The organism is Pseudomonas trivialis (assembly GCF_001439805.1).
GTDB lineage: Bacteria > Pseudomonadota > Gammaproteobacteria > Pseudomonadales > Pseudomonadaceae > Aquipseudomonas > Aquipseudomonas trivialis.
The window spans coordinates 1-18,527 of the sequence record NZ_JYLK01000022.1; the positions used below are offsets into that span (position 1 = coordinate 1).

18 protein-coding genes are annotated in these 18,527 nt (G+C 62.9%); 11 read left to right on the forward strand and 7 right to left on the reverse strand.

The window, feature by feature from the left end; translation table 11 throughout:
• Positions 1–209 precede the first annotated feature (209 nt).
• Positions 210–1,358, reverse strand: a complete 1,149-nt coding sequence (locus TU79_RS23150; protein WP_057010162.1) for an aldose epimerase family protein — start codon at positions 1,356–1,358, stop codon at positions 210–212.
• 137 nt (positions 1,359–1,495) lie between these two features.
• Here TU79_RS23150 and TU79_RS23155 point away from each other — a divergent pair, with 137 nt between their 5' ends.
• From TU79_RS23155 to TU79_RS23165, 3 genes are all read left to right on the forward strand, one after another.
• Positions 1,496–2,263 carry an SDR family NAD(P)-dependent oxidoreductase gene (locus TU79_RS23155; protein ID WP_057010163.1) on the forward strand — a complete coding sequence of 256 codons (768 nt, stop codon included), beginning with the start codon at positions 1,496–1,498 and terminating at the stop codon, positions 2,261–2,263.
• A gap of 90 nt (positions 2,264–2,353) precedes the next feature.
• Positions 2,354–3,187 (forward strand): glutathione-dependent disulfide-bond oxidoreductase, encoded by an 834-nt coding sequence (yghU, locus tag TU79_RS23160; RefSeq protein ID WP_057010164.1) that lies wholly within the window; start codon positions 2,354–2,356, stop codon positions 3,185–3,187.
• 376 nt (positions 3,188–3,563) lie between these two features.
• The gene (locus tag TU79_RS23165) at positions 3,564–5,129 is read left to right on the forward strand and encodes a TerC family protein (RefSeq protein WP_057010165.1); all 1,566 of its coding nucleotides are present in this window, start codon (positions 3,564–3,566) and stop codon (positions 5,127–5,129) included.
• Here the strand turns inward: TU79_RS23165 and TU79_RS23170 are convergent.
• Both TU79_RS23170 and TU79_RS23175 read right to left on the reverse strand, forming a co-directional pair.
• Positions 5,089–5,442 carry a thioredoxin domain-containing protein gene (locus TU79_RS23170; RefSeq protein WP_057010166.1) on the reverse strand — a complete coding sequence of 118 codons (354 nt, stop codon included), beginning with the start codon at positions 5,440–5,442 and terminating at the stop codon, positions 5,089–5,091. The two genes, TU79_RS23165 and TU79_RS23170, sit on opposite strands and share 41 nt — an antisense overlap.
• A 90-nt stretch (positions 5,443–5,532) precedes the next feature.
• Positions 5,533–5,781, reverse strand: a complete 249-nt coding sequence (locus TU79_RS23175) for a hypothetical protein (protein WP_057010167.1) — start codon at positions 5,779–5,781, stop codon at positions 5,533–5,535.
• Between the two features lie 322 nt (positions 5,782–6,103).
• Between TU79_RS23175 and TU79_RS23180 the strand changes: the two genes are divergently transcribed.
• Genes TU79_RS23180 through TU79_RS23215 form a run of 8 tightly spaced genes read left to right on the forward strand, consistent with a single transcriptional unit; the run spans position 6,104 to position 12,462 of the window.
• Positions 6,104–6,952 carry a transporter substrate-binding protein gene (locus TU79_RS23180; RefSeq protein ID WP_057010168.1) on the forward strand — a complete coding sequence of 283 codons (849 nt, stop codon included), beginning with the start codon at positions 6,104–6,106 and terminating at the stop codon, positions 6,950–6,952.
• Between the two features lie 52 nt (positions 6,953–7,004).
• Positions 7,005–7,667, forward strand: a complete 663-nt coding sequence (locus tag TU79_RS23185; protein ID WP_057010169.1) for an amino acid ABC transporter permease — start codon at positions 7,005–7,007, stop codon at positions 7,665–7,667.
• Between the two features lie 11 nt (positions 7,668–7,678).
• The gene (locus tag TU79_RS23190) at positions 7,679–8,341 is read left to right on the forward strand and encodes an amino acid ABC transporter permease (RefSeq protein WP_057010170.1); all 663 of its coding nucleotides are present in this window, start codon (positions 7,679–7,681) and stop codon (positions 8,339–8,341) included.
• The gene (locus tag TU79_RS23195; protein ID WP_057010171.1) at positions 8,338–9,120 is read left to right on the forward strand and encodes an amino acid ABC transporter ATP-binding protein; all 783 of its coding nucleotides are present in this window, start codon (positions 8,338–8,340) and stop codon (positions 9,118–9,120) included. The genes TU79_RS23190 and TU79_RS23195 overlap by 4 nt, the downstream gene beginning before the upstream one ends.
• 16 nt (positions 9,121–9,136) lie before the next feature.
• The gene (locus tag TU79_RS23200) at positions 9,137–9,526 is read left to right on the forward strand and encodes a RidA family protein (RefSeq protein WP_003238127.1); all 390 of its coding nucleotides are present in this window, start codon (positions 9,137–9,139) and stop codon (positions 9,524–9,526) included.
• A gap of 6 nt (positions 9,527–9,532) precedes the next feature.
• On the forward strand, positions 9,533–10,297 hold the full coding sequence (locus tag TU79_RS23205) for an IclR family transcriptional regulator (RefSeq protein ID WP_057010172.1): 765 nt from the start codon (positions 9,533–9,535) through the stop codon (positions 10,295–10,297).
• 9 nt (positions 10,298–10,306) lie between these two features.
• Complete coding sequence (locus TU79_RS23210) at positions 10,307–11,515, forward strand: amino acid deaminase (RefSeq protein WP_057010173.1); 1,209 nt, start codon at positions 10,307–10,309, stop codon at positions 11,513–11,515.
• Positions 11,516–11,553: 38 nt separating this feature from the next.
• The gene (locus TU79_RS23215; protein WP_057010174.1) at positions 11,554–12,462 is read left to right on the forward strand and encodes a sugar kinase; all 909 of its coding nucleotides are present in this window, start codon (positions 11,554–11,556) and stop codon (positions 12,460–12,462) included.
• A gap of 467 nt (positions 12,463–12,929) precedes the next feature.
• Here the strand turns inward: TU79_RS23215 and TU79_RS23220 are convergent, their stop codons facing one another.
• The 4 genes from TU79_RS23220 to TU79_RS23235 form a co-directional block, all read right to left on the reverse strand.
• Positions 12,930–13,205, reverse strand: coding sequence for a peptidylprolyl isomerase (locus TU79_RS23220; RefSeq protein ID WP_057010175.1), 276 nt, complete (start codon positions 13,203–13,205; stop codon positions 12,930–12,932).
• A gap of 43 nt (positions 13,206–13,248) precedes the next feature.
• Positions 13,249–15,786, reverse strand: a complete 2,538-nt coding sequence (locus tag TU79_RS23225; RefSeq protein WP_057010176.1) for a PAS domain-containing hybrid sensor histidine kinase/response regulator — start codon at positions 15,784–15,786, stop codon at positions 13,249–13,251.
• Between the two features lie 163 nt (positions 15,787–15,949).
• Entirely contained in the window at positions 15,950–16,723 is a 774-nt protein-coding gene (locus tag TU79_RS23230; RefSeq protein ID WP_057010177.1) for a 3-hydroxybutyrate dehydrogenase, read from the reverse strand.
• Positions 16,724–16,955: 232 nt separating this feature from the next.
• The gene (locus tag TU79_RS23235; protein ID WP_057010178.1) at positions 16,956–18,527 is read right to left on the reverse strand and encodes an ABC transporter ATP-binding protein; all 1,572 of its coding nucleotides are present in this window, start codon (positions 18,525–18,527) and stop codon (positions 16,956–16,958) included.

The following is an 18,527-nucleotide window of genomic DNA, read 5'->3' on the forward strand; positions in this document are numbered from 1 at the left end:
ATGAACCTGAAGAACATCGACACGTTTTATCAATACGTGATCCGCGGCTCGATCCTGCTGCTGGCGGTGGTCATCGACCGCATGAAGCAACGCTGATTCAGAATCGTATGAGGCAAATGTGGGAGGGGGCTTGCTCCCGATAGCGGCGCATCAGCTGGCACATCAATAGCTGACCCACCGCCATCGGGAGCAAGCCCCCTCCCACCGTTTTAGTCAGCGGAGAATTTGAAGACTGTGTTCTGGGTGTAGGTCTGCCCCGGGTTCAAGCGGGTCGAGGCAAAGTTGGGCTGGTTGGGCGCATCCGGAAAATGCTGGGTTTCCAGGGTAAACCCGCTCCAGTGCAGGTACGTCTTGCCGGCCTTGCCCTTCACCGAGCCATCGAGGAAGTTGCTGGTGTAGAACTGCACCCCCGGCTCGCTGGTGTAGAGCTGCAGGCGGCGGCCCGACTCAGGGTCATGCACCTCGGCAGCCAGTTGCTTGACGTCGCCCTTGGTATCCAGCGCCCAGTTGAAGTCGAACCCGCCTTGCTTGGGCTCGGCGAACTTGAGCTGCGGGTGATCGTCCTTGATGTGCTGGCCGATAGGCGTGGGTTTGAGGAAGTCCATCGGCGTGCCCGCCACGGGTGCCAGTTCGCCGGTTGGAATCAGCGTGGCATTCACCGGCGTGTAGTGGCTGGCGTGCAGGGTGGCGACCTGCTTGAGGATGTCACCATTGCCCGCCCCGGCCAGGTTGAAGTAGCTGTGATTGGTAAGGTTGAGCACCGTGGGTTTGTCGGTGGTCGCCTTGTAGTCGATGTGCAGTTCGTTTTTGTCATTGAGGCGGTAGGTGACTTCGGTCTTCAAGTTGCCGGGGAAGCCCATTTCGCCATCCTTGGACAGGTAGGTGAGGGTGACGCCCACCGAGTCCTTGTCCTTGACCTGCGCGGCTTTCCATACGTGCTTGTCGAAGCCCTGGGCGCCGCCATGCAGCGAGTTGGGGCCGTCGTTGAGCGGCACCTGGAAGCGCTTGCCGTCGAGTTCAAAGGCGCCGCCGGCCAGGCGGTTGCCGAAACGGCCGATGGTCGCGCCAAAGAACGCGGTGCCGGCCTGATAGCCTTGCACATCATCAAAACCGAGCACCACGTCGTCGACCTTGCCGTGCTTGTCCGGCACCTTCAACGACTGCAACACGCCGCCGTAGGTGATGACCGTGGCTTGCATGCCGTGGCTGTTGCGCAGGATGTACTGTTCGACGGGCGTGCCGTCATTGGTCTTGCCGAACGGCTTGTGCTCACTGCTCAGGCCGGCTGCCTGGGCACCGCCACTGGCAACCAGCATGGACAGGGCGAGGCCGGAGAGCAGGTATCGAGGGTGCTTCATGGTCGAACTTCCTTTTGTTGTTTTGAGTGGAATAGTTCTACTAATAGCGATATTTTGTCGGTGCGACAGCGAATTTATAGCCTTTAAAGCCGATTTCGTAAAATAAAATAAGACTAATTGATCGAGGCAACCGTTATATGAGTATTCCGCAGGCTGTGTATCCCGACCTTAAGGGCAAAACCGTGCTGGTGTCCGGCGGCGCTTCGGGCATTGGTGAGTTCATGGTGCGTGCCTTTGCCGCCCAGGGCGCCAAGGTGGCGTTTGTGGACCGCGCGCAAAGCCAGGGCGAACGCCTGGCGGCGCTGTTGAGTTCGCAGGGGCATACCGTCGAGTTCGTGTGCTGCGACATCACCGACGAGATCGGTTATCGCGCGGCCATTGGCCGGTTCGAGCATTCGCTGGGGCCGATCACGGTGCTGGTGAACAATGCCGCCAATGATGTGCGCCACACCCTGGAGGAAGTCGACTCGGAGACCTTCGACCGGTTGATCGCGGTCAACCTCAAGCACGCCTTCTTTGCCGCCAAGGCGGTGGTGCCGGGCATGAAAGAGGCAGGTGGCGGTTCGATCATCAACCTCGGCTCCGTCGGCTGGATGATGGCCTCGGCCGGCTATCCGGTGTACGCCGCCAGCAAAGCGGCGGCCCATGGCATGACCCGTGCCCTGGCGCGTGAGCTGGGGCCCAGCCATATCCGCGTGAACACGCTGGTGCCGGGCTGGGTGATGACCGAGAAGCAACTGGCGATGTGGGTGGACGATGCGGCCAGGGACTTGATCGCGCGCAGCCAGTGCCTGCCGGGCAGCGTGTTGCCGGAGCATATTGCCAATATGGCGTTGTTCCTCGCGTCGGACGCGGCGGCGATGTGTTCGGCGCAGAACTTCATTGTCGACGGGGGCTGGGTATAGGCACACCGATTGGCGCTGGATGGAACGTCGCCCGGCTGGCAGTATCGAAATGTTTCCAACCTACTGTTGCAACCCACGGGAGAACCGAGCATGACTGACTACCAGCCGCCGAAAGTCTGGACTTGGGACGCTGAAAGTGGCGGCACCTTTGCCAGCATCAACCGGCCCATCGCCGGTGCCACCCATGACAAGGCGCTGCCGGTGGGCAAGCATCCGTTGCAGCTGTACTCCCTGGCCACGCCCAATGGGCAGAAGGTCACCATCCTGCTGGAAGAACTCCTGGCGCTGGGGCATACCGGCGCCGAATACAACGCGTGGCTGATCAAGATCGGTGACGGCGACCAGTTCGGCAGCGGGTTTGTGGCGGTGAACCCGAACTCCAAGATTCCCGCGCTGATGGACCACAGCGGCGCCACGCCGATTCGCGTGTTTGAATCCGGCGCGATCCTGCAGTATTTGGCGGAAAAGTTCGGTGCGTTGCTGCCCACTGAACCGGCGGCGAGGGCGGAGTGCCTGTCGTGGCTGTTCTGGCAGATGGGCAGTGCGCCGTACCTGGGCGGTGGTTTCGGGCATTTCTATGCCTATGCGCCGAGCAAGATGGAGTACCCGATCAATCGCTTTGCCATGGAAGCCAAGCGCCAGCTGGATGTGCTGGACAAGCGCCTGGCCGAGCGTGAGTACATTGCCGGCGATGACTACAGCATTGCCGATATTGCGATCTGGCCCTGGTACGGTGGGTTGGTGTTGGGCCGGCTGTATGACGCGGCAGAGTTTCTTTCGGTGCATGAGTACACCCACGTCATGCGCTGGGCCAAGGCGATCGACGCACGGCCGGCGGTCAAGCGCGGGCGTCGGGTCAACCGGGTGTTCGGCGAGGTGTCCGAGCAACTGGCGGAGCGGCATGAGGCTGCGGACCTGGATTGATTGCACAGGCTTTGGCTGCCGGGCTCCTTGTGGGGAATGGATTTATTGTGGTGAATGGATGTGTTGTGGCAAGCCTGCTCGCCACAGAAGCCCGCTCGCCGCTGCGAGCCCAGTGGCCATAGCGCTTTTACAGATCTTGTAATAGTTTTGCGTTGTGGGAAATTTATGTTTCGGCTGTAGGATTCAAGTCCTTTTCCCATTGCAGGACTTGCATGAACACCCTTTCGGAGCCTCCCAGTCGTCGTTCTCCAAGACACGCACCGTCGCTGTTCCCGCTCAAGCACCCCGTATTCCGACTGCTAACCTTGTCCCGGTCCACTGATCGCGCATTGCCGTGCCCGGCCTCCTGAAAAACTGAACACAGAGACTTATAGAAATGGAATGGTTAGCGGACCCTACGGCCTGGCTTGGCCTGGCGACCCTGATTGTGCTGGAACTGGTGCTGGGCATCGACAACCTGGTGTTTATCGCAATCCTGGCGGACAAACTACCCCCTGAGCAGCGCGACCGCGCGCGGTTGATCGGCCTGTCCCTGGCGCTGCTGATGCGGCTGGGCCTGCTGGCGAGTATTTCCTGGCTGGTCACCCTCACTCAGCCGTTGTTCGAGGTGTTCGACAAGAGCTTCTCCGGCCGTGACCTGATCATGCTGTTTGGCGGTGTGTTCCTGCTGTTCAAGGCCACCATGGAGTTGCACGAGCGCCTCGAAGGCCATGTGGCCCAGCGCAGCGGCAATGTGGCCTATGCGATGTTCTGGCCGATCGTGGCGCAGATCGTGGTGCTCGACGCGGTGTTCTCCCTTGACGCGGTGATTACCGCCGTGGGCATGGTCGATGAGCTGGCGGTGATGATGATCGCGGTGATCGTCTCCATTGGTCTGATGATCGTGGCCAGCAAGCCATTGACCCGTTTCGTCAATGCGCACCCCACAGTGATCATGCTGTGCCTGGGCTTTTTGATGATGATCGGCTTCGCGCTGACCGCCGAAGGCCTGGGCTTCCATATTCCCAAGGGCTACCTGTACGCCGCGATTGGTTTCTCGATCCTGATCGAGGTGTTCAACCAGATCGCACGGGCGCGCCGCAAGAAGTCGGCGCAGGGCGTGCTGCCGGTGCGTGAGCGCACCGCCCATGCGGTGATGCGCCTGCTGGGCGGGCGCCGCCTGGCGGTGGAAGAGGTGGATGACGACGTCGCCCACCTGCTGGGCGAGGCAGATGCCGCCCAGGGCCCGCTGTTCGACCGACGTGAACGGGTAATGATCAGCGGCGTGCTGCAACTGGCCGAGCGGCCGATCCGCACCCTGATGACGCCTCGGGCCAAGGTCGACTGCATCGATCTGGCGGACGATGCCGAGACGATTCGTCGAACACTCATGCACTCGTCCTACTCGCGTCTGCCGCTGATCCGCAACGGCGCGGTGGATGAACCGCTGGGCTTTGTGCACAAAAAGGAACTGCTCAAGGAGTACCTGGCCGGCAACGAGCCGAACCTGGAACACCTCGCGCGCCGGGCGATCAACCTGCTGGACAGTTTCTCGATCCTCAATGCCCTGGAACAGATGCGCCAGGCATCCACCCACATAGCCTTCGTGATCAACGAATTCGGCGACTTCATGGGGGTGTTGAGCATGACCGACATCCTCGAATCCATCGCCGGCGAGTTGCCGGACGCCAGCGAGATCGAAGGCCCGGATATCGTCGAGGAGGGCGCGGGCTTTCGCGCCAGTGGTGCGTTGAACCTGAACCAGGTGCGTCAGCGCACCGGTTTCAAGGCTGCGGCGACCGAGGACTATCAGACGCTGGCCGGGCTGGTGATGAGCCTGCTGGACCGCCTGCCGGTACTGGGCGATAGCCTGGAGCACGAGGGCTGGCGCCTGACGGTGGCGGCGGTGGCGGAGCGGCGGGTTACACAGGTGTTGCTGGTGCCGTTGCAACGCAGTCCTTGAATACGGCTTCCAGGATGTTTTCCTGATCCTGCGGTTCACCAATGCCCTTGAGGTTTTTGACCTCCAGGGCATTTTTGTACACCACCAGCGTCGGCGTGCCGTCGACGCCTTCGATGTAGGGTGTGCGCGTCGTATCCAGCACCATGGTTTTAATGCCGTGGCCGTATTTTTCGGCAACCCGCTCAAAGCGCTGACAGGCGCCCATGCAGGCCGCGCAATAGGGCGAGGTGAACAAGGCGATCACCAGAGGATGTTCCTCCAGGATGCTCTCGTATTCCTTGAGGTCATTGATAACCGTATTTGCAACGCCCATGACGATCTCCTTGCGTACCCGGTCTGAAAACCCATTACCGGTACGCTAAATCGGCCGATTCTCAGCGTCTACTGTCAACCTTCACAGGTATCAAACGTCGCGGTCACGCTCTATGCGTTCGCGCGCCTTGCGCGCCTGGCCGGCGCATTTGCGGTATTCCTCGTTGTCGCGGGACGCCTTCGCCTCGCGGTAGCCATGGTGGTTCTGGCTGGTGTAGTCGACGTTGAACGCCTCCTTGAGTTTCTGCAGTTCTTCCTTGCATTCGCGGCGGTCGTTGCTGGCCCAGGTGCTGCCGGCTGCCAGCAGGGTGAGCAGTACGAGGGGGAGACGAAGCTTCATCGGGGGCGCATTCCTTGTCGTCAGAGGTGTGCCAAAGGCTAGTCCAGCGCCGGGATTTTTCCACAGCTAGCCGCGCTCGGTAACGGGGCGGTGACGCATTGGCATGGTGCTTTCGTCCCTGCATGGGGCCCTCGGTAGCACAACGAGCGGGAATGCTGGCGCAATGCCGCATTCAGTCTTGATAACTACGCACTTGATTAATAAGAGTTTTATTCCTGCCATGTTTTTCTGTTAAGGGCAGTGGCACACTTTCTGCTGTTTATTCCGTTGTTACATACCTAGTTCCGGTATAGCGGAATATACAGCCCCTGGAGTGCTCGCCATGCATCACCGACCTTCCGTGTTCAAAGCGTGTGTTTTTCTTTTCGCCGCCTCGGCGTCCCTTGCCGGCCTGGTGCAGGCGGCGGACAGCAAGCTCGATGCCGTGCTCAAGCGCGGGCATCTGATCGTGGGCACCGGCAGCACCAATGCGCCGTGGCACTTCCAGGGCGCGGATGGCAAGTTGCAGGGGTTCGATATCGACATCGGCCGCATCGTCGCCAAGGGACTGTTCAATGACCCGAGCAAGGTCGAGTTCGTGGTGCAGTCGTCCGACGCGCGCATTCCCAACCTGCTGACCGACAAGGTCGACATGACGTGCCAGTTCATCACCGTCACCGCCAGCCGTGCGCAACAGGTGGCGTTCACCCTGCCGTACTACCGCGAAGGCGTGGGCCTGCTGCTGCCCAACAACAGCAAATATAAAGAGATCGAAGACCTGCAGGCCGCAGGCGACAGCGTCACCGTGGCCGTGCTGCAGAACGTCTACGCCGAAGAACTGGTGCACCAGGCGCTGCCCAAGGCCAGGGTCGACCAGTACGACAGCGTCGACCTGATGTACCAGGCCGTGAACTCCGGGCGCGCCGATGCCGCCGCCACCGACCAGTCTTCGGTCAAGTACCTGATGGTGCAGAACCCCGGCCGCTACCGCAGTCCGACCTACGCCTGGAGCCCGCAGACCTACGCGTGTGCGGTCAAGCGTGGCGACCAGGACTGGCTGAACTTCGTCAACACCGCCCTGCATGAGGCCATGACCGGTGTGGAGTTCCCCACCTACAAGGCCTCGTTCAAGCAGTGGTTCGGCGTGGACCTGCCGGAACCCGCGATCGGCTTCCCGGTTGAGTTCAAGTAAATCGTAAACCCTGGGGCGTCGGCGACGACGCCTCGAGCAGGTGCTGCCAACCATGAACTATCAGTTGAACTTTGCCGCCGTGTGGCGCGACTTCGACACCTTGCTGGCGGGGCTCGGCCTGGGCCTGACGCTGGCGTTGATCTCGATCGCCATCGGCTGTGTGATTGGCCTGTTGATGGCCTTCGCCATGCTGTCGCGGCACCGCGCCCTGCGCATTCTCGCCTCGGTGTACGTGACGGTGGTGCGCAATACGCCGATCCTGGTGCTGATTCTGTTGATCTACTTCGCCCTGCCGAGCCTGGGCATCCGCCTGGACAAGATCCCCTCGTTCATCATCACGCTGTCGCTGTACGCCGGTGCCTATCTCACCGAAGTGTTCCGCGCCGGCCTGTTGAATATCCCCAGGGGCCTGCGCGAAGCCGGGCTGGCGATTGGCCTGGGCGAGTGGCGCATTCGTGCGTACATCAGCGTGCCGGTGATGCTGCGCAACGTGCTGCCGGCGCTGTCGAACAACTTTATCTCGCTGTTCAAGGACACGTCGCTGGCCGCCGCCATCGCGGTGCCTGAACTGACTTATTACGCCCGTAAGATCAACGTCGAAAGCTACCGGGTGATCGAAACCTGGCTGGTCACGACGGCGCTCTACGTGGCTGCCTGTTACCTCATCGCCATGCTGCTCCGTTACCTGGAACAGCGCTTGGCGATCCGTCGTTAGGAGCGGCCTCCATGTATCAATCCCCCAGTTGGCTGCAGGCACTGTGGATCGCCCGTGACACGCTGTGGGCCGGCTTCCAGGCCAGCGTCCATGTGTCGGCCCTGGCGATACTTTTCGGCACCCTGATCGGCATCGTCGCCGGCTTGATCCTCACCTACGGCAGGTTCTGGATGCGCGCGCCGTTTCGCCTGTATGTCGACCTGATCCGTGGCACGCCAGTGTTCGTGCTGGTGCTGGCATGTTTCTACATGCTGCCGGCGCTCGGTTGGCAGATCAGCGCGTTCCAGGCCGGTGCGGTCGGGCTCACGCTGTTCTGCGGCTCCCATGTGGCGGAAATCGTGCGGGGTGCCCTGCAGGCCATCCCCCGTGGGCAACTGGAGGCGGGCCGGGCGATTGGGCTGACGTTCTACCAGTCTCTGGGCTACGTGTTGTTGCCCCAGGCGCTGCGCCAGATCCTGCCGACCTGGGTCAATTCGTCCACGGAAATCGTCAAGGCCTCAACCCTGCTTTCGGTGATCGGCGTGGCCGAGCTGCTGCTCAGCACCCAGCAAGTGATCGCACGCACCTTCATGACCCTGGAGTTCTACCTGTTCGCAGGCTTTCTGTTCTTTGTCATCAACTACGCCATTGAATTATTCGGGCGCTACATTGAAAAACGGGTGGCCTTGCCATGAACCAGCCTCAAACAACCCAACCGCTGCTGGACATTCGCGGCCTGCACAAACACTACGGCGCGCTTGAAGTGCTCAAGGGCGTGGACCTGAGCCTGCAACGCGGCAACGTGGTCACGCTGATCGGCTCCAGCGGCTCGGGCAAGACCACGCTGCTGCGCTGCGTCAACCTGCTCGAGGAGTTCCAGGGCGGGCAGATCACCCTGGAGGGTGAGTCCATCGGCTACAGCGAAAGCAGCGGCAAGCGCGTGCGCCACCCGGAGCGTATGATCGCCCGGCACCGCGCGATGACCGGCATGGCGTTCCAGCAGTTCAATCTGTTTCCCCATCTGACGGCGTTGCAGAACGTCACTCTGGGCTTGTTGAAGGTCAAGAAGATGCCCAAAGACGAAGCGGTGGCACTGGCCGAGAAGTGGCTGGACCGCGTGGGGCTGCTGGAGCGGCGCAATCACTTTCCCGGCCAGTTGTCCGGCGGCCAGCAGCAGCGCGTGGCGATAGCCCGGGCCATTGCGATGAACCCCAGCCTGATGCTGTTCGACGAAGTCACCTCGGCCCTCGACCCCGAGCTGGTGGGCGAAGTGCTGAGTGTGATCAAGGGGCTGGCCGAGGAGGGCATGACCATGTTGCTGGTTACCCATGAAATGCGCTTTGCCTATGAAGTCTCGGACAAAATCGTGTTTATGAACCAGGGCCGCATTGAAGAGCAGGGCAGCGCGAAAGACGTGTTCGAGCGCCCGCAATCGCCGCGCCTGGCGGAATTTTTGAAGAACATTCGTTTTTAATCAGGAGCCTGTTTTTATGAGCATTACTCGTTACGGAGCCGGCAGCACCGCCGGAGGTGGTCAGCCGCGTCCTTTTGCCCGCGCCGTGGAAGCCGACGGCTGGCTCTATGTGTCGGGCCAGGTGCCTGCGGTGGACGGCGAAATCATCACCGGCGGGATCATCGAGCAAACCCGGCAGACTATGCGCAATGTGGTGGCGATTCTCGAAGAGGCCGGCTACGAGTTGAAAGACGTGGTACGCGTCGGCGTCTGGCTGGAAGACCCGCGCGACTTCTGGAGTTTCAACAAGGTCTTCGGCGAATACTTCACCCCGGAGCACGCCCCGGCGCGGGCCTGTGTGCAGGCCAGCATGATGGTGGATTGCAAGGTGGAGATCGATTGCGTGGCCTACAGGAAAAAGGGCTGAACCGCCATGACCGAAGACCCCATCAAACGCCGCGCCAAGGGCCTGGACCGGGCATTCGATATCCTCGATTTTCTCAAGGAGGTCGGCCAGCCCCTGCGTCCGAATGATATTGCCAGCGGCATCGGCAGCCCCAAATCCACGGTCTACGAACTGGTCGCCTCGCTGCTGGAGCGGCGCATTCTGGAGACTGTGGGCAAGGACGGCCACGTCTATCTGGGCCGCCAGCTGTATTTCCTCGGCCAGGCGCACCTGCGCCATTTCGACCTGACCCGCGAGGCCGACCATGCCTTGCAGGAAATCGTCAGCCAGACCCGTGAAACCGCGCAGATGTGCCTGCTCAACGGGCGCAAATACACGGTGGCGCTGATGCGCGAGGGCGAGCGGCATTTCCGTATTTCCTCGGACATCGGCGAAAACGCGCCGATCCCGTGGACCGCCTCCGGGCGCCTGCTGCTCGGGCACTTGAGCGACCAGCAGATCATCGACCTGATCGACCCCGACGACTTCATCCTGCCGGACGGCCAGCGCCTGGCCCTGGACACCTTCCTGGCGCAGATCCGCCAGGCTACCCTCGACGGTTTCTTTTCCTTCGACAGCGTGGCCGACACCTTCACCCATTGCTTCGCCGCACCGGTACGGGACGCCCAGGGGGTCAGCATTGCCACCCTGTGCATCGTCGCGCCACGGGCCGATGCAATCACCCATTACAACGACTACCGCCGGGTGTTGATCGACAGCGCCAACCAGTTGGCCCGGCGCATCAACGAATAGGAGTTTTGCATGTCCGCCCTCAACGCCGTTGAAAAAGGCGCCGCCGCCGTCGGTGCCCATCTGGCCCGCGACGTCAGCCTGCCGGCCCTGGTCCTGCACCGCGACGCCCTGGAACACAACATTCGCTGGATGCAGGATTTCGTCCGCAGCAGCGGCGCCGAACTCGCGCCCCACGGCAAGACCAGCATGATGCCGGCGCTGTTTCAGCGTCAGCTTGCCGCTGGCGCCTGGGGCATCACCCTCGCCAATGCCGTGCAGACCCGCGCCGCCTACGCCGGTGGCGTACGCCGTGTGTTGATGGCCAACCAGTTGGTGGGCGCGCCGAACATGGCGCTGATCGCCGAGTTGCTGGAGGACCCGCAGTTCGACTTCCACTGCCTGGTCGACCACCCGGACAACGTCGCCGATCTGGGCCTGTTCTTCGCGGCGCGCGGGCTGCGCCTGAACGTGATGATCGAATACGGCGTGGTCGGCGGTCGCTGCGGTTGTCGCAGCGAGCAGCAGGTGCGCGACCTGGCGGCGGCGATCAAGGCCCAGCCGGCCCTGGCGCTCACCGGTATCGAAGGCTACGAAGGAGTGATCCACGGCGAGCACGCCATCAGCGGCATCCGCGACTTCGCCGCGAGCCTGGTGCGCCTGGCGGTGGACCTGCAGGACAACGGTGCATTCGACCTCGTCAGGCCCATCGTTACCGCCTCGGGCTCGGCGTGGTACGACCTGATCGCCGAGTCCTTCGAGCAACAGAACGCCACCGGCCGTTTCCTCAGCGTATTGCGCCCGGGCAGCTACGTGGCCCACGACCACGGCATCTACAAGGATGCGCAATGCTGTGTGCTCGACCGGCGCAGCGACCTCGACGAAGGGCTGCGCCCGGCCATGGAAGTCTGGGCCCACGTGCAGTCGCTGCCCGAGCCCGGCTTTGCGGTGATTGCCCTGGGCAAGCGCGACGTGGCTTATGACGCCGGCCTGCCGGTGCCGCTCAAGCGCTACAGGGCGGGCATCCTGCCGGCCGAGGGCGATGACGTGAGTGCGTGCCAGGTCACTGCGGTGATGGACCAGCATGCGTTCATGACGATTGCGCCGCAGGTTGAACTGCGCATTGGCGACATCATTTCATTCGGCACGTCACACCCTTGCCTGACCTTTGACAAGTGGCAGGTGGGGTGCCTGGTGGATGACGAGTTGCGTGTGATCGAGTCCCTGCGTACCTGTTTCTAAACCGAGTCGGCTTCATCGCCACACCGGAGAGCAACGCCATGACCACGCAACCTCGCATCGCCCTGATCGGCGAATGCATGATCGAACTGCAACACCGCGCCGACGGCAGCCTGCACCAGAGCTTCGGCGGCGACACCCTGAACACGGCGGTGTACCTGCGCCGCGAGCTGGGCGCGGTGGGCACGGTCGACTACGTCACTGCCCTGGGCGATGACAGTTTCAGCGATGCCATGTGCCAGCAGTGGGCCGACGAGGGCCTGGGGCTGGGCATGGTCCAGCGTCTGCCTGGGCGCCTGCCGGGTTTGTATTGCATCCAGACCGACGCCCACGGCGAGCGCAAATTTCTTTACTGGCGCAATGAAGCGGCGGTGCGCGACTGCTTCACCACGCCTGCGGCCGAGCCGATCCTGGCGGCGCTGCCGGGCTATGACCTGGTGTATTTCAGCGGTATTACCCTGGCGGTATTGGGCGAGATCGGCCGCGAGCGTTTGTTGCAGGCGCTGGCCGAAACCCGCAGGCGCGGCGGCAGGGTGGTGTTCGACAACAATTACCGGCCACGCCTGTGGGCCGATGTCGAGGCGGCGCGGGCGGCGTATCGCAAGGTCATGGCCGAGGTGGACATTGCCTTGCTTACCGAAGACGACGAGCAGGCGTTGTTCGGTTATGCCGACAGCGAGCAGGTGTTCGCCGCGTACCCGGCGATCACCGAGGTGGTGCTCAAGCGCGGCGCGGATGAGTGCCGAATTCGCTGCGACGGCGCGCGCGTTGCCGTGCCGGCGTTGAAGGTCGAAAAGGTGGTGGATACGACGGCGGCGGGGGATTCGTTCAGCGCGGCGTACCTGGCCGCCCGGCTCAAGGGCGCTTCGCCGCAGGAGGCTGCGTGGGCGGGGCATCGGTTGGCGAGTCGAGTGATTCAGGTGCCGGGGGCGCTGATACCTCGGGGGTGAATGGCCGCCTGGGGCGGATCGGGAGCAAGCCCCCTCCCACATTTAATCGCGTTCACATTCCCCATTCCGGTCGGCTCTCAGGCCGCCGCGCTTTTGCTTTTGATCTTAGGCGCCCCGTCAAACACGCTGGCCGAACGCAGGCTTTGGAGCGTGGGTAACCCGGCAGGACGCCGGGTTAGCCGCGCTGGGCCAAGGATGGCCCATCGCGGCGGCCCACGCTCCAAAGCCTGCGTTCGGGCACACCGAGCCTGAGCGAGGTGCCGAGTGTTGGGGCAAGAGCCCTTTTGGTTACTTTTGGGGCTCTTTTCCAAAAGTGACCCGCTGTAAAAGCGGAACCGACAGCAGCCGTTACCGCAGAAACGGATATGTACACTGAAAAAGTCGCACCGCCCTTTGCTTTGAACATCACGCTGGCTTAACTGAACGGCATTGGGGCTTGCCCCCGATAGCGGTGCAAGGCCAACCCCTCAATCGCGGTAAAACACTTGCACCAAGTGATACCCGAACTTGCTTTTGATCGGGCCGTGAACCACCTTCACGGGCTTCTTGAAGATCACCGCGTCAATCGCCCCCACCATTTGCCCCGGCCGCACTTCACCCAAATCACCGCCGCGCTTGCCTGATGGGCAGGTGGAATACTTCCTGGCCAGCACATCGAAGGCTTCGCCCTTGGCAATGCGCTGCTTGAGTTGTTCGGCTTCTTCGCTGGTTTTCACCAGGATATGACGGGCTTGGGCTTTCATCGTGTTCTACCAGGTGGACGACGGCGCGCGATTATGCCTGAACTCATTCGGCCACGCCGAGCATGCTGCGGATTTTGGTGGCCAGCAGGTCAATGGAAAACGGCTTGGCCACCATGTCCATGCCGTCCTCGAGGAAGCCCTGGCGCTCGGCGGCTTTCTCGGCATAACCGGTCATGAACAACACGCGCAGACCGGGGCGATGCTGGCGTGCAATTTCCGCCAGTTGCCGGCCGTTCATGCCCGGCAGGCCGACGTCGGTCACCAGCAGGTCGACGCGCAAATCCGACTCCAGCAACGGCAGCGCCGCACGGGCATCCGCGGCCTGGTGTGCGGTGTAGCCGAGTTCGTCGAGCACATTGACCACCAGCATGCGCACCGCCGCGTCATCCTCGACCACCACCACCGCTTCACCGGCCAGGGCCACGGGCGCTTCGCTCAGGTTCGTCGGCAAACTGCTTTCCAGCGCGGTGCCGTGCAGGCGCGGCAGGTACAGGCGCACGCAGGTGCCCTGGCCCGGTTCGCTGTGGATGGTGACGTGGCCGCCGGACTGCTGGGCAAACCCGTAGATCATCGACAAGCCCAGGCCGGTGCCCTGGCCGATGGGCTTGGTGGTGAAGAACGGATCGAACGCCTTGGCGAGGATTTTCGGCGCCATGCCGCTGCCGTTGTCGCTCACGCCCAGCATGACGTAGTCGCCAGCCTTGACCGGTTCGAGGGTGGTGATATCGGTGCCGTCCAGGTAGCTGTTGGCGGTTTCGATCAGCAGCTCGCCGCCATCGGGCATCGCATCGCGGGCGTTGATCACCAGGTTGAGCAGGGCGTTTTCCAGCTGGCTGGCGTCGGTGTTGACCGGCCAGATGTCCTGACCCAGTTGCACCTTGAGCGAGATGTGCGCGCCTTTTGTACGCTGGAACAGATCCTCCAGCGACGCCACCAGTTGATTGGGGTCGGTGGGCTGGCGGTCGAGCGACTGGCGCCGCGAGAACGCCAGCAGCCGGTGGGTGAGGGCGGCCGCGCGGTGGGCGGAGGACACGGCGGCATCGGCAAAGCGGCCGATCTCTTCGCTGCGCCCGCCGGCGATGTAGCGCTGCATCAGGTCGAGGCTGCCGATGATGCCGGTGAGCATGTTGTTGAAGTCATGGGCGATGCCGCCGGTGAGCTGGCCCACCGCTTCCATTTTTTGCGCGTGGCGCAACGCGTCTTCGGCGCGCTCGCGTTCGTACATCTCGTTCTGCAGGCGCTGGTTGGCCTCGGCCAGCGCCTGGGTGCGCTGGGCCACGCGTTCTTCGAGGTTCTCGTTGAGGTGGCGCAGGGCTTCCTCGGTGAGCTTGCGTTCGGTCTCGTCGATCACAAAGATGTAGAAGCCATTGACCGAACCGTCGTTGCTGAAGCGCGGCAGGTACTTCATCAGCGCATGGCGCGGGCGTCCGTCGCGATGGGGCGTGAGGGTCATGAAGCTGCAGGCTTTGCCGCGCAGGGCGGCGGCGATCTTGTCCTGGCGTCCGGCATACACCTCATCGCCGAGCACTTCGCGGATGGTCTTGCCGTACAGCTCCTGAGGCGTCATGCCATACCACTCGAGGTAGGCGCTGTTGTTCAGGCGAAACCGCTGTTCATGGTCGACATAGCCGATCAGCACCGGCATCGCGTTGATGATCAATTGCAGCTCGGTCTGGCTTTGGCGCAGGGCCTGTTCAGTGTGCTTGCGTTCGGTGAGGTCCAGCGCGGCGCCGAGGAAGCGCGCCGGCCGGCCTTGGGGGTCCTTGTAGCAACGACCGCGGGCGAACACCCAGCGCACTTCGCCGTCGGCCTGCATCAGGCGGTATTCCTCGGCGTATTCGGTGCCGAAGGTGATGCAATGCTTGATGCTGCGCGTGACCATGCCACGGTCTTCGGGGTGCACGCCCAGCAGGTAGTCGCTGATCGGCAGCAGGCTGGCCTGATCGGGGTCGACGCCGTGCAGGAAGGCGAAATGCGCGTCGGCGATAAAGCGGTCTTCGCCGATATCCCAGTCCCAGGTGCCCACCGCGTCGGTCGCCGCCAGTGCCAGTTGCAGGCGTTGCTCGGTGTTGTGCTGCGCCTTGAGGCTGTCCTCGGAGCGCTGTTGCAGCTCAATGGCCTTGCGGCGGCGCTCGTTGGTCTCGATGGCGGTGACCAGAATGCCGGCGACCTGGCGGCTTTCATCGCGCACCGGGCTGTAGGTGAGGTCGAGCCAGATCTCGGTGTCGCGTCCCTCGCGTTGCAACACAAAGCGCTGTTCGCTGAAGGTGCGCACCTGGCCGCCGAGCACGGCGTCGTAGATCGGCGCGGTGAAGTCCTGCAGTTCCGGCCAGGTGTGGTGCGCCGGTTGCCCCAATGCGTCGGGGTGCTTGTTGCCGGCCAGTTGGGCAAAGCCATCGTTGTACAGCTGGATAAGGTCGTGGCCCCACAACAGCAGCATCGGCATCGGCGAATGCACCACGATGTCCACCGCTGTACGCAGGCTTTGCGGCCAGTCATTGGCCTCACCGAGGGGGCTTCGTGCCCAGTCCAGCCGCGCAATCAATGCGCCGGCTTCGCTACCGGTGGATGTTCCATTCATGAAAAAAGCCCTGAGCCTGACGCTTTGAAAAAATGACAACACCCATTATCCCGTGGCTTACGGCTGGGTGACTACCCTCGAAAAATAGCATGCCCTGGGTTTTTTTCTTTAAAACCCCGCTGTTGCGCTGAAACCTTTCATCTTCAGGGGGCAAGGCGTTGCACTATTGCGCCAGCCAGCCGCCGTCAATGTTCCACGCGGCGCCGCGTACCTGGCTGCCGGCGTCGCTGCACAGGAACAACACCAGCTCACCCAGTTGCGGCGGCGTGACGAACTCAAGCGACGGCTGTTTTTCGGCGAGCAAATCATGCTGCGCCTGCTGCGGGTCTATGCCCCTGGCGATGCGATCATCAATCTGCTTCTGCACCAGCGGGGTCAACACCCAGCCGGGGCAGATCGCATTGCAGGTGACGTTGCTGGCAGCCGTCTCCAGGCCCACCACCTTGGTCAGGCCGATCACGCCGTGCTTGGCCGCCACATACGCCGCCTTGCCCACCGAGCCGACCTGACCGTGCACCGAGGCAATATTGACGATGCGCCCCCAGCCCTTGGCCTTCATGCCCGGCAGGCCCAGGCGCGTGGTGTGGAACACCGAGGACAGGTTGATCGCAATGATCGAATCCCAGCGCTCCACCGGGAAGTCTTCCACCGCCGCCACGTGCTGGATGCCGGCGTTGTTGACCAGAATATCCACGCCGCCGAAGTCGTGCTCGGCATAGGCGAACAGCTCGGCCAGTTGCGCCGGGTCACTGACGTCGGCCGGGTGATGGCCGACCTTGCCGCCGAACGCCTGCACCTGGGCGATCACCGCGGCGGCATCGCCGAAGCCGTTGAGAATCAGGTCGGCACCGGCCTCGGCCAGGCTCAGCGCGATCCCCAGGCCGATGCCGCTGGTGGAACCGGTGACCAGGGCGGTCCTGCCATGCAAGTTCGTCATAAAAGCCTCACACAATTGCATTGCGTTGTGGCGAGCGGTTAAGCCCCAATGCCGTTCAGTTAAGCGCAGATTCCCTGTGGCGAGCAGGCTTGTCCTGCGTTGGGCTGCGCAGCAGCCCCAAAACCAGGCGCTGAGTCGTATCAGGTACACCGCGTTTTGCTGGATTGCGGGCGCTTCGCACCCCAACGCGGGGCAAGCCCGCTCGCCACAAGTGGTGGGTTTCCTGTATTTCTTACCGCGCAATGTGCGCGGCGGCCAGCAGCTCCCGGGTGTAGGGGTGCTGCGGCGCGTCGAACACCTGATGGCTCGGCCCGCGTTCCACCACCTTGCCGTCCTTGACCACGATCATGTCGTGGGCCATGGCGCGTACCACCGCCAGATCATGGCTGATAAACAGATACGTCAGGCCATATTTTTCTTGAAGTTCGCGCAGCAGCGTCACCACCTGTTTTTGCACCGTGCGGTCCAGCGCCGAGGTAGGTTCGTCCAGCAGCATCAGCGCCGGCTTGAGCACCAGCGCGCGGGCGATGGCGATGCGCTGGCGCTGGCCACCGGAGAATTCGTGGGGGTAGCGATGCCGGCTGGCCGGGTCCAGGCCCACGTCCCTGAGCACCTGAATCACTTGCGCGTCGCGTTCGGCCAGGCTGCACGGCGCGTGCACCTCCAGCCCTTCGCTGATGATCTGCTGCACCGACATGCGCGGGCTGAGGCTGCCGTAAGGGTCCTGGAACACCACCTGCATCTGTTTGCGCCACGGGCGCATCTGCTGATGGCTGAGCGGATCGAGGGCCTCGCCCTGGAAGCGAATGCTGCCGGTGGAGTCGAGCAGGCGCAGGATCGCCTGGCCCAGGGTGGATTTGCCCGAGCCCGATTCGCCGACAATGCCCAGGGTCTTGCCGCGCTGCACGCTGAGGCTGATGCCGTCCACCGCCTGCAGGTATGTCCTGCGGCGAAACAGCCCGCCGCCCAACGCAAATTTCACGCTCAGGTCGTCCACCTGCAACACGGTTTCGCGGGGGGCGCTGTACAACGCTTGCGCCGAGGGTTCGGCGTCGAGCAGCAAGCGGCTGTAAGGGTGCTGTGGCGCGGTGAACAAGGTTTCGCATGCGGCCTGCTCGACAATCTCGCCGGCCTGCATCACGCACACGCGCTGGGCAATGCTGCGCACCAGGTTGAGGTCGTGGCTGATCAGCAACAGTGACATGCCCAGGCGCTGTTGCAGCGATTTGAGCAGCAGCAGGATCTTGCGCTGCACGGTCACGTCCAGCGCGGTGGTGGGTTCGTCGGCGATCAGCAGTTGCGGCTCGCAGGCCAGCGCCATGGCGATCATCACCCGCTGGCGCTGGCCGCCGGACAGTTGGTGCGGATAGGCCTTGAGGCGCTCCCCAGGGTTTTGAATGCCCACCAGTTCGAGCAGTTCGAGGATGCGCGCCTGCGCCGCCTTGCCGCCCAGGCCCTTGTGCAGCAGCAGGGTTTCGCCGATCTGCTTTTCGATGCTGTGCAGCGGGTTGAGCGAGGTCATCGGCTCCTGGAAGATCATCGCAATGCGGTTGCCGCGCAGTTTCTGCAAGGTGGCGGGCGCTGCGCCGATCAATTGCTGGTCACGGTATTTCACCGAGCCTGTGGTGTGGGTGCCGGCCTCGGGCAGCAGTTGCAGGATCGAGTGGGCGGTCACCGACTTGCCCGAGCCCGACTCGCCCACCAGCGCCAGGCATTCGCCCTCGCGCACGTCCAGGCTGAGGTTGCGCACCACGGTCTGGCCGCTGAACGCGACGCACAGGTCGCGGATTTCGATGAGGTTCAT

Excerpts from the sequence above, each read along its gene's own strand:
- TU79_RS23220 (WP_057010175.1), bottom strand. The coding sequence starts at position 13,205 with ATGAAAGCCCAAGCCCGTCATATCCTGGTGAAAACCAGCGAAGAAGCC.
- TU79_RS23170 (WP_057010166.1), bottom strand. The coding sequence starts at position 5,442 with ATGGGCGTTGCAAATACGGTTATCAATGACCTCAAGGAATACGAGAGC.
- TU79_RS23235 (WP_057010178.1), bottom strand. The coding sequence starts at position 18,527 with ATGAACCTCATCGAAATCCGCGACCTGTGCGTCGCGTTCAGCGGCCAG.
- TU79_RS23230 (WP_057010177.1), bottom strand. The coding sequence starts at position 16,723 with ATGACGAACTTGCATGGCAGGACCGCCCTGGTCACCGGTTCCACCAGC.
- TU79_RS23210 (WP_057010173.1), top strand. The coding sequence starts at position 10,307 with ATGTCCGCCCTCAACGCCGTTGAAAAAGGCGCCGCCGCCGTCGGTGCC.
- TU79_RS23225 (WP_057010176.1), bottom strand. The coding sequence starts at position 15,786 with ATGAATGGAACATCCACCGGTAGCGAAGCCGGCGCATTGATTGCGCGG.
- TU79_RS23150 (WP_057010162.1), bottom strand. The coding sequence starts at position 1,358 with ATGAAGCACCCTCGATACCTGCTCTCCGGCCTCGCCCTGTCCATGCTG.
- TU79_RS23205 (WP_057010172.1), top strand. The coding sequence starts at position 9,533 with ATGACCGAAGACCCCATCAAACGCCGCGCCAAGGGCCTGGACCGGGCA.
- TU79_RS23175 (WP_057010167.1), bottom strand. The coding sequence starts at position 5,781 with ATGAAGCTTCGTCTCCCCCTCGTACTGCTCACCCTGCTGGCAGCCGGC.
- TU79_RS23155 (WP_057010163.1), top strand. The coding sequence starts at position 1,496 with ATGAGTATTCCGCAGGCTGTGTATCCCGACCTTAAGGGCAAAACCGTG.
- TU79_RS23190 (WP_057010170.1), top strand. The coding sequence starts at position 7,679 with ATGTATCAATCCCCCAGTTGGCTGCAGGCACTGTGGATCGCCCGTGAC.
- yghU (WP_057010164.1), top strand. The coding sequence starts at position 2,354 with ATGACTGACTACCAGCCGCCGAAAGTCTGGACTTGGGACGCTGAAAGT.
- TU79_RS23180 (WP_057010168.1), top strand. The coding sequence starts at position 6,104 with ATGCATCACCGACCTTCCGTGTTCAAAGCGTGTGTTTTTCTTTTCGCC.
- TU79_RS23165 (WP_057010165.1), top strand. The coding sequence starts at position 3,564 with ATGGAATGGTTAGCGGACCCTACGGCCTGGCTTGGCCTGGCGACCCTG.
- TU79_RS23185 (WP_057010169.1), top strand. The coding sequence starts at position 7,005 with ATGAACTATCAGTTGAACTTTGCCGCCGTGTGGCGCGACTTCGACACC.
- TU79_RS23195 (WP_057010171.1), top strand. The coding sequence starts at position 8,338 with ATGAACCAGCCTCAAACAACCCAACCGCTGCTGGACATTCGCGGCCTG.
- TU79_RS23200 (WP_003238127.1), top strand. The coding sequence starts at position 9,137 with ATGAGCATTACTCGTTACGGAGCCGGCAGCACCGCCGGAGGTGGTCAG.
- TU79_RS23215 (WP_057010174.1), top strand. The coding sequence starts at position 11,554 with ATGACCACGCAACCTCGCATCGCCCTGATCGGCGAATGCATGATCGAA.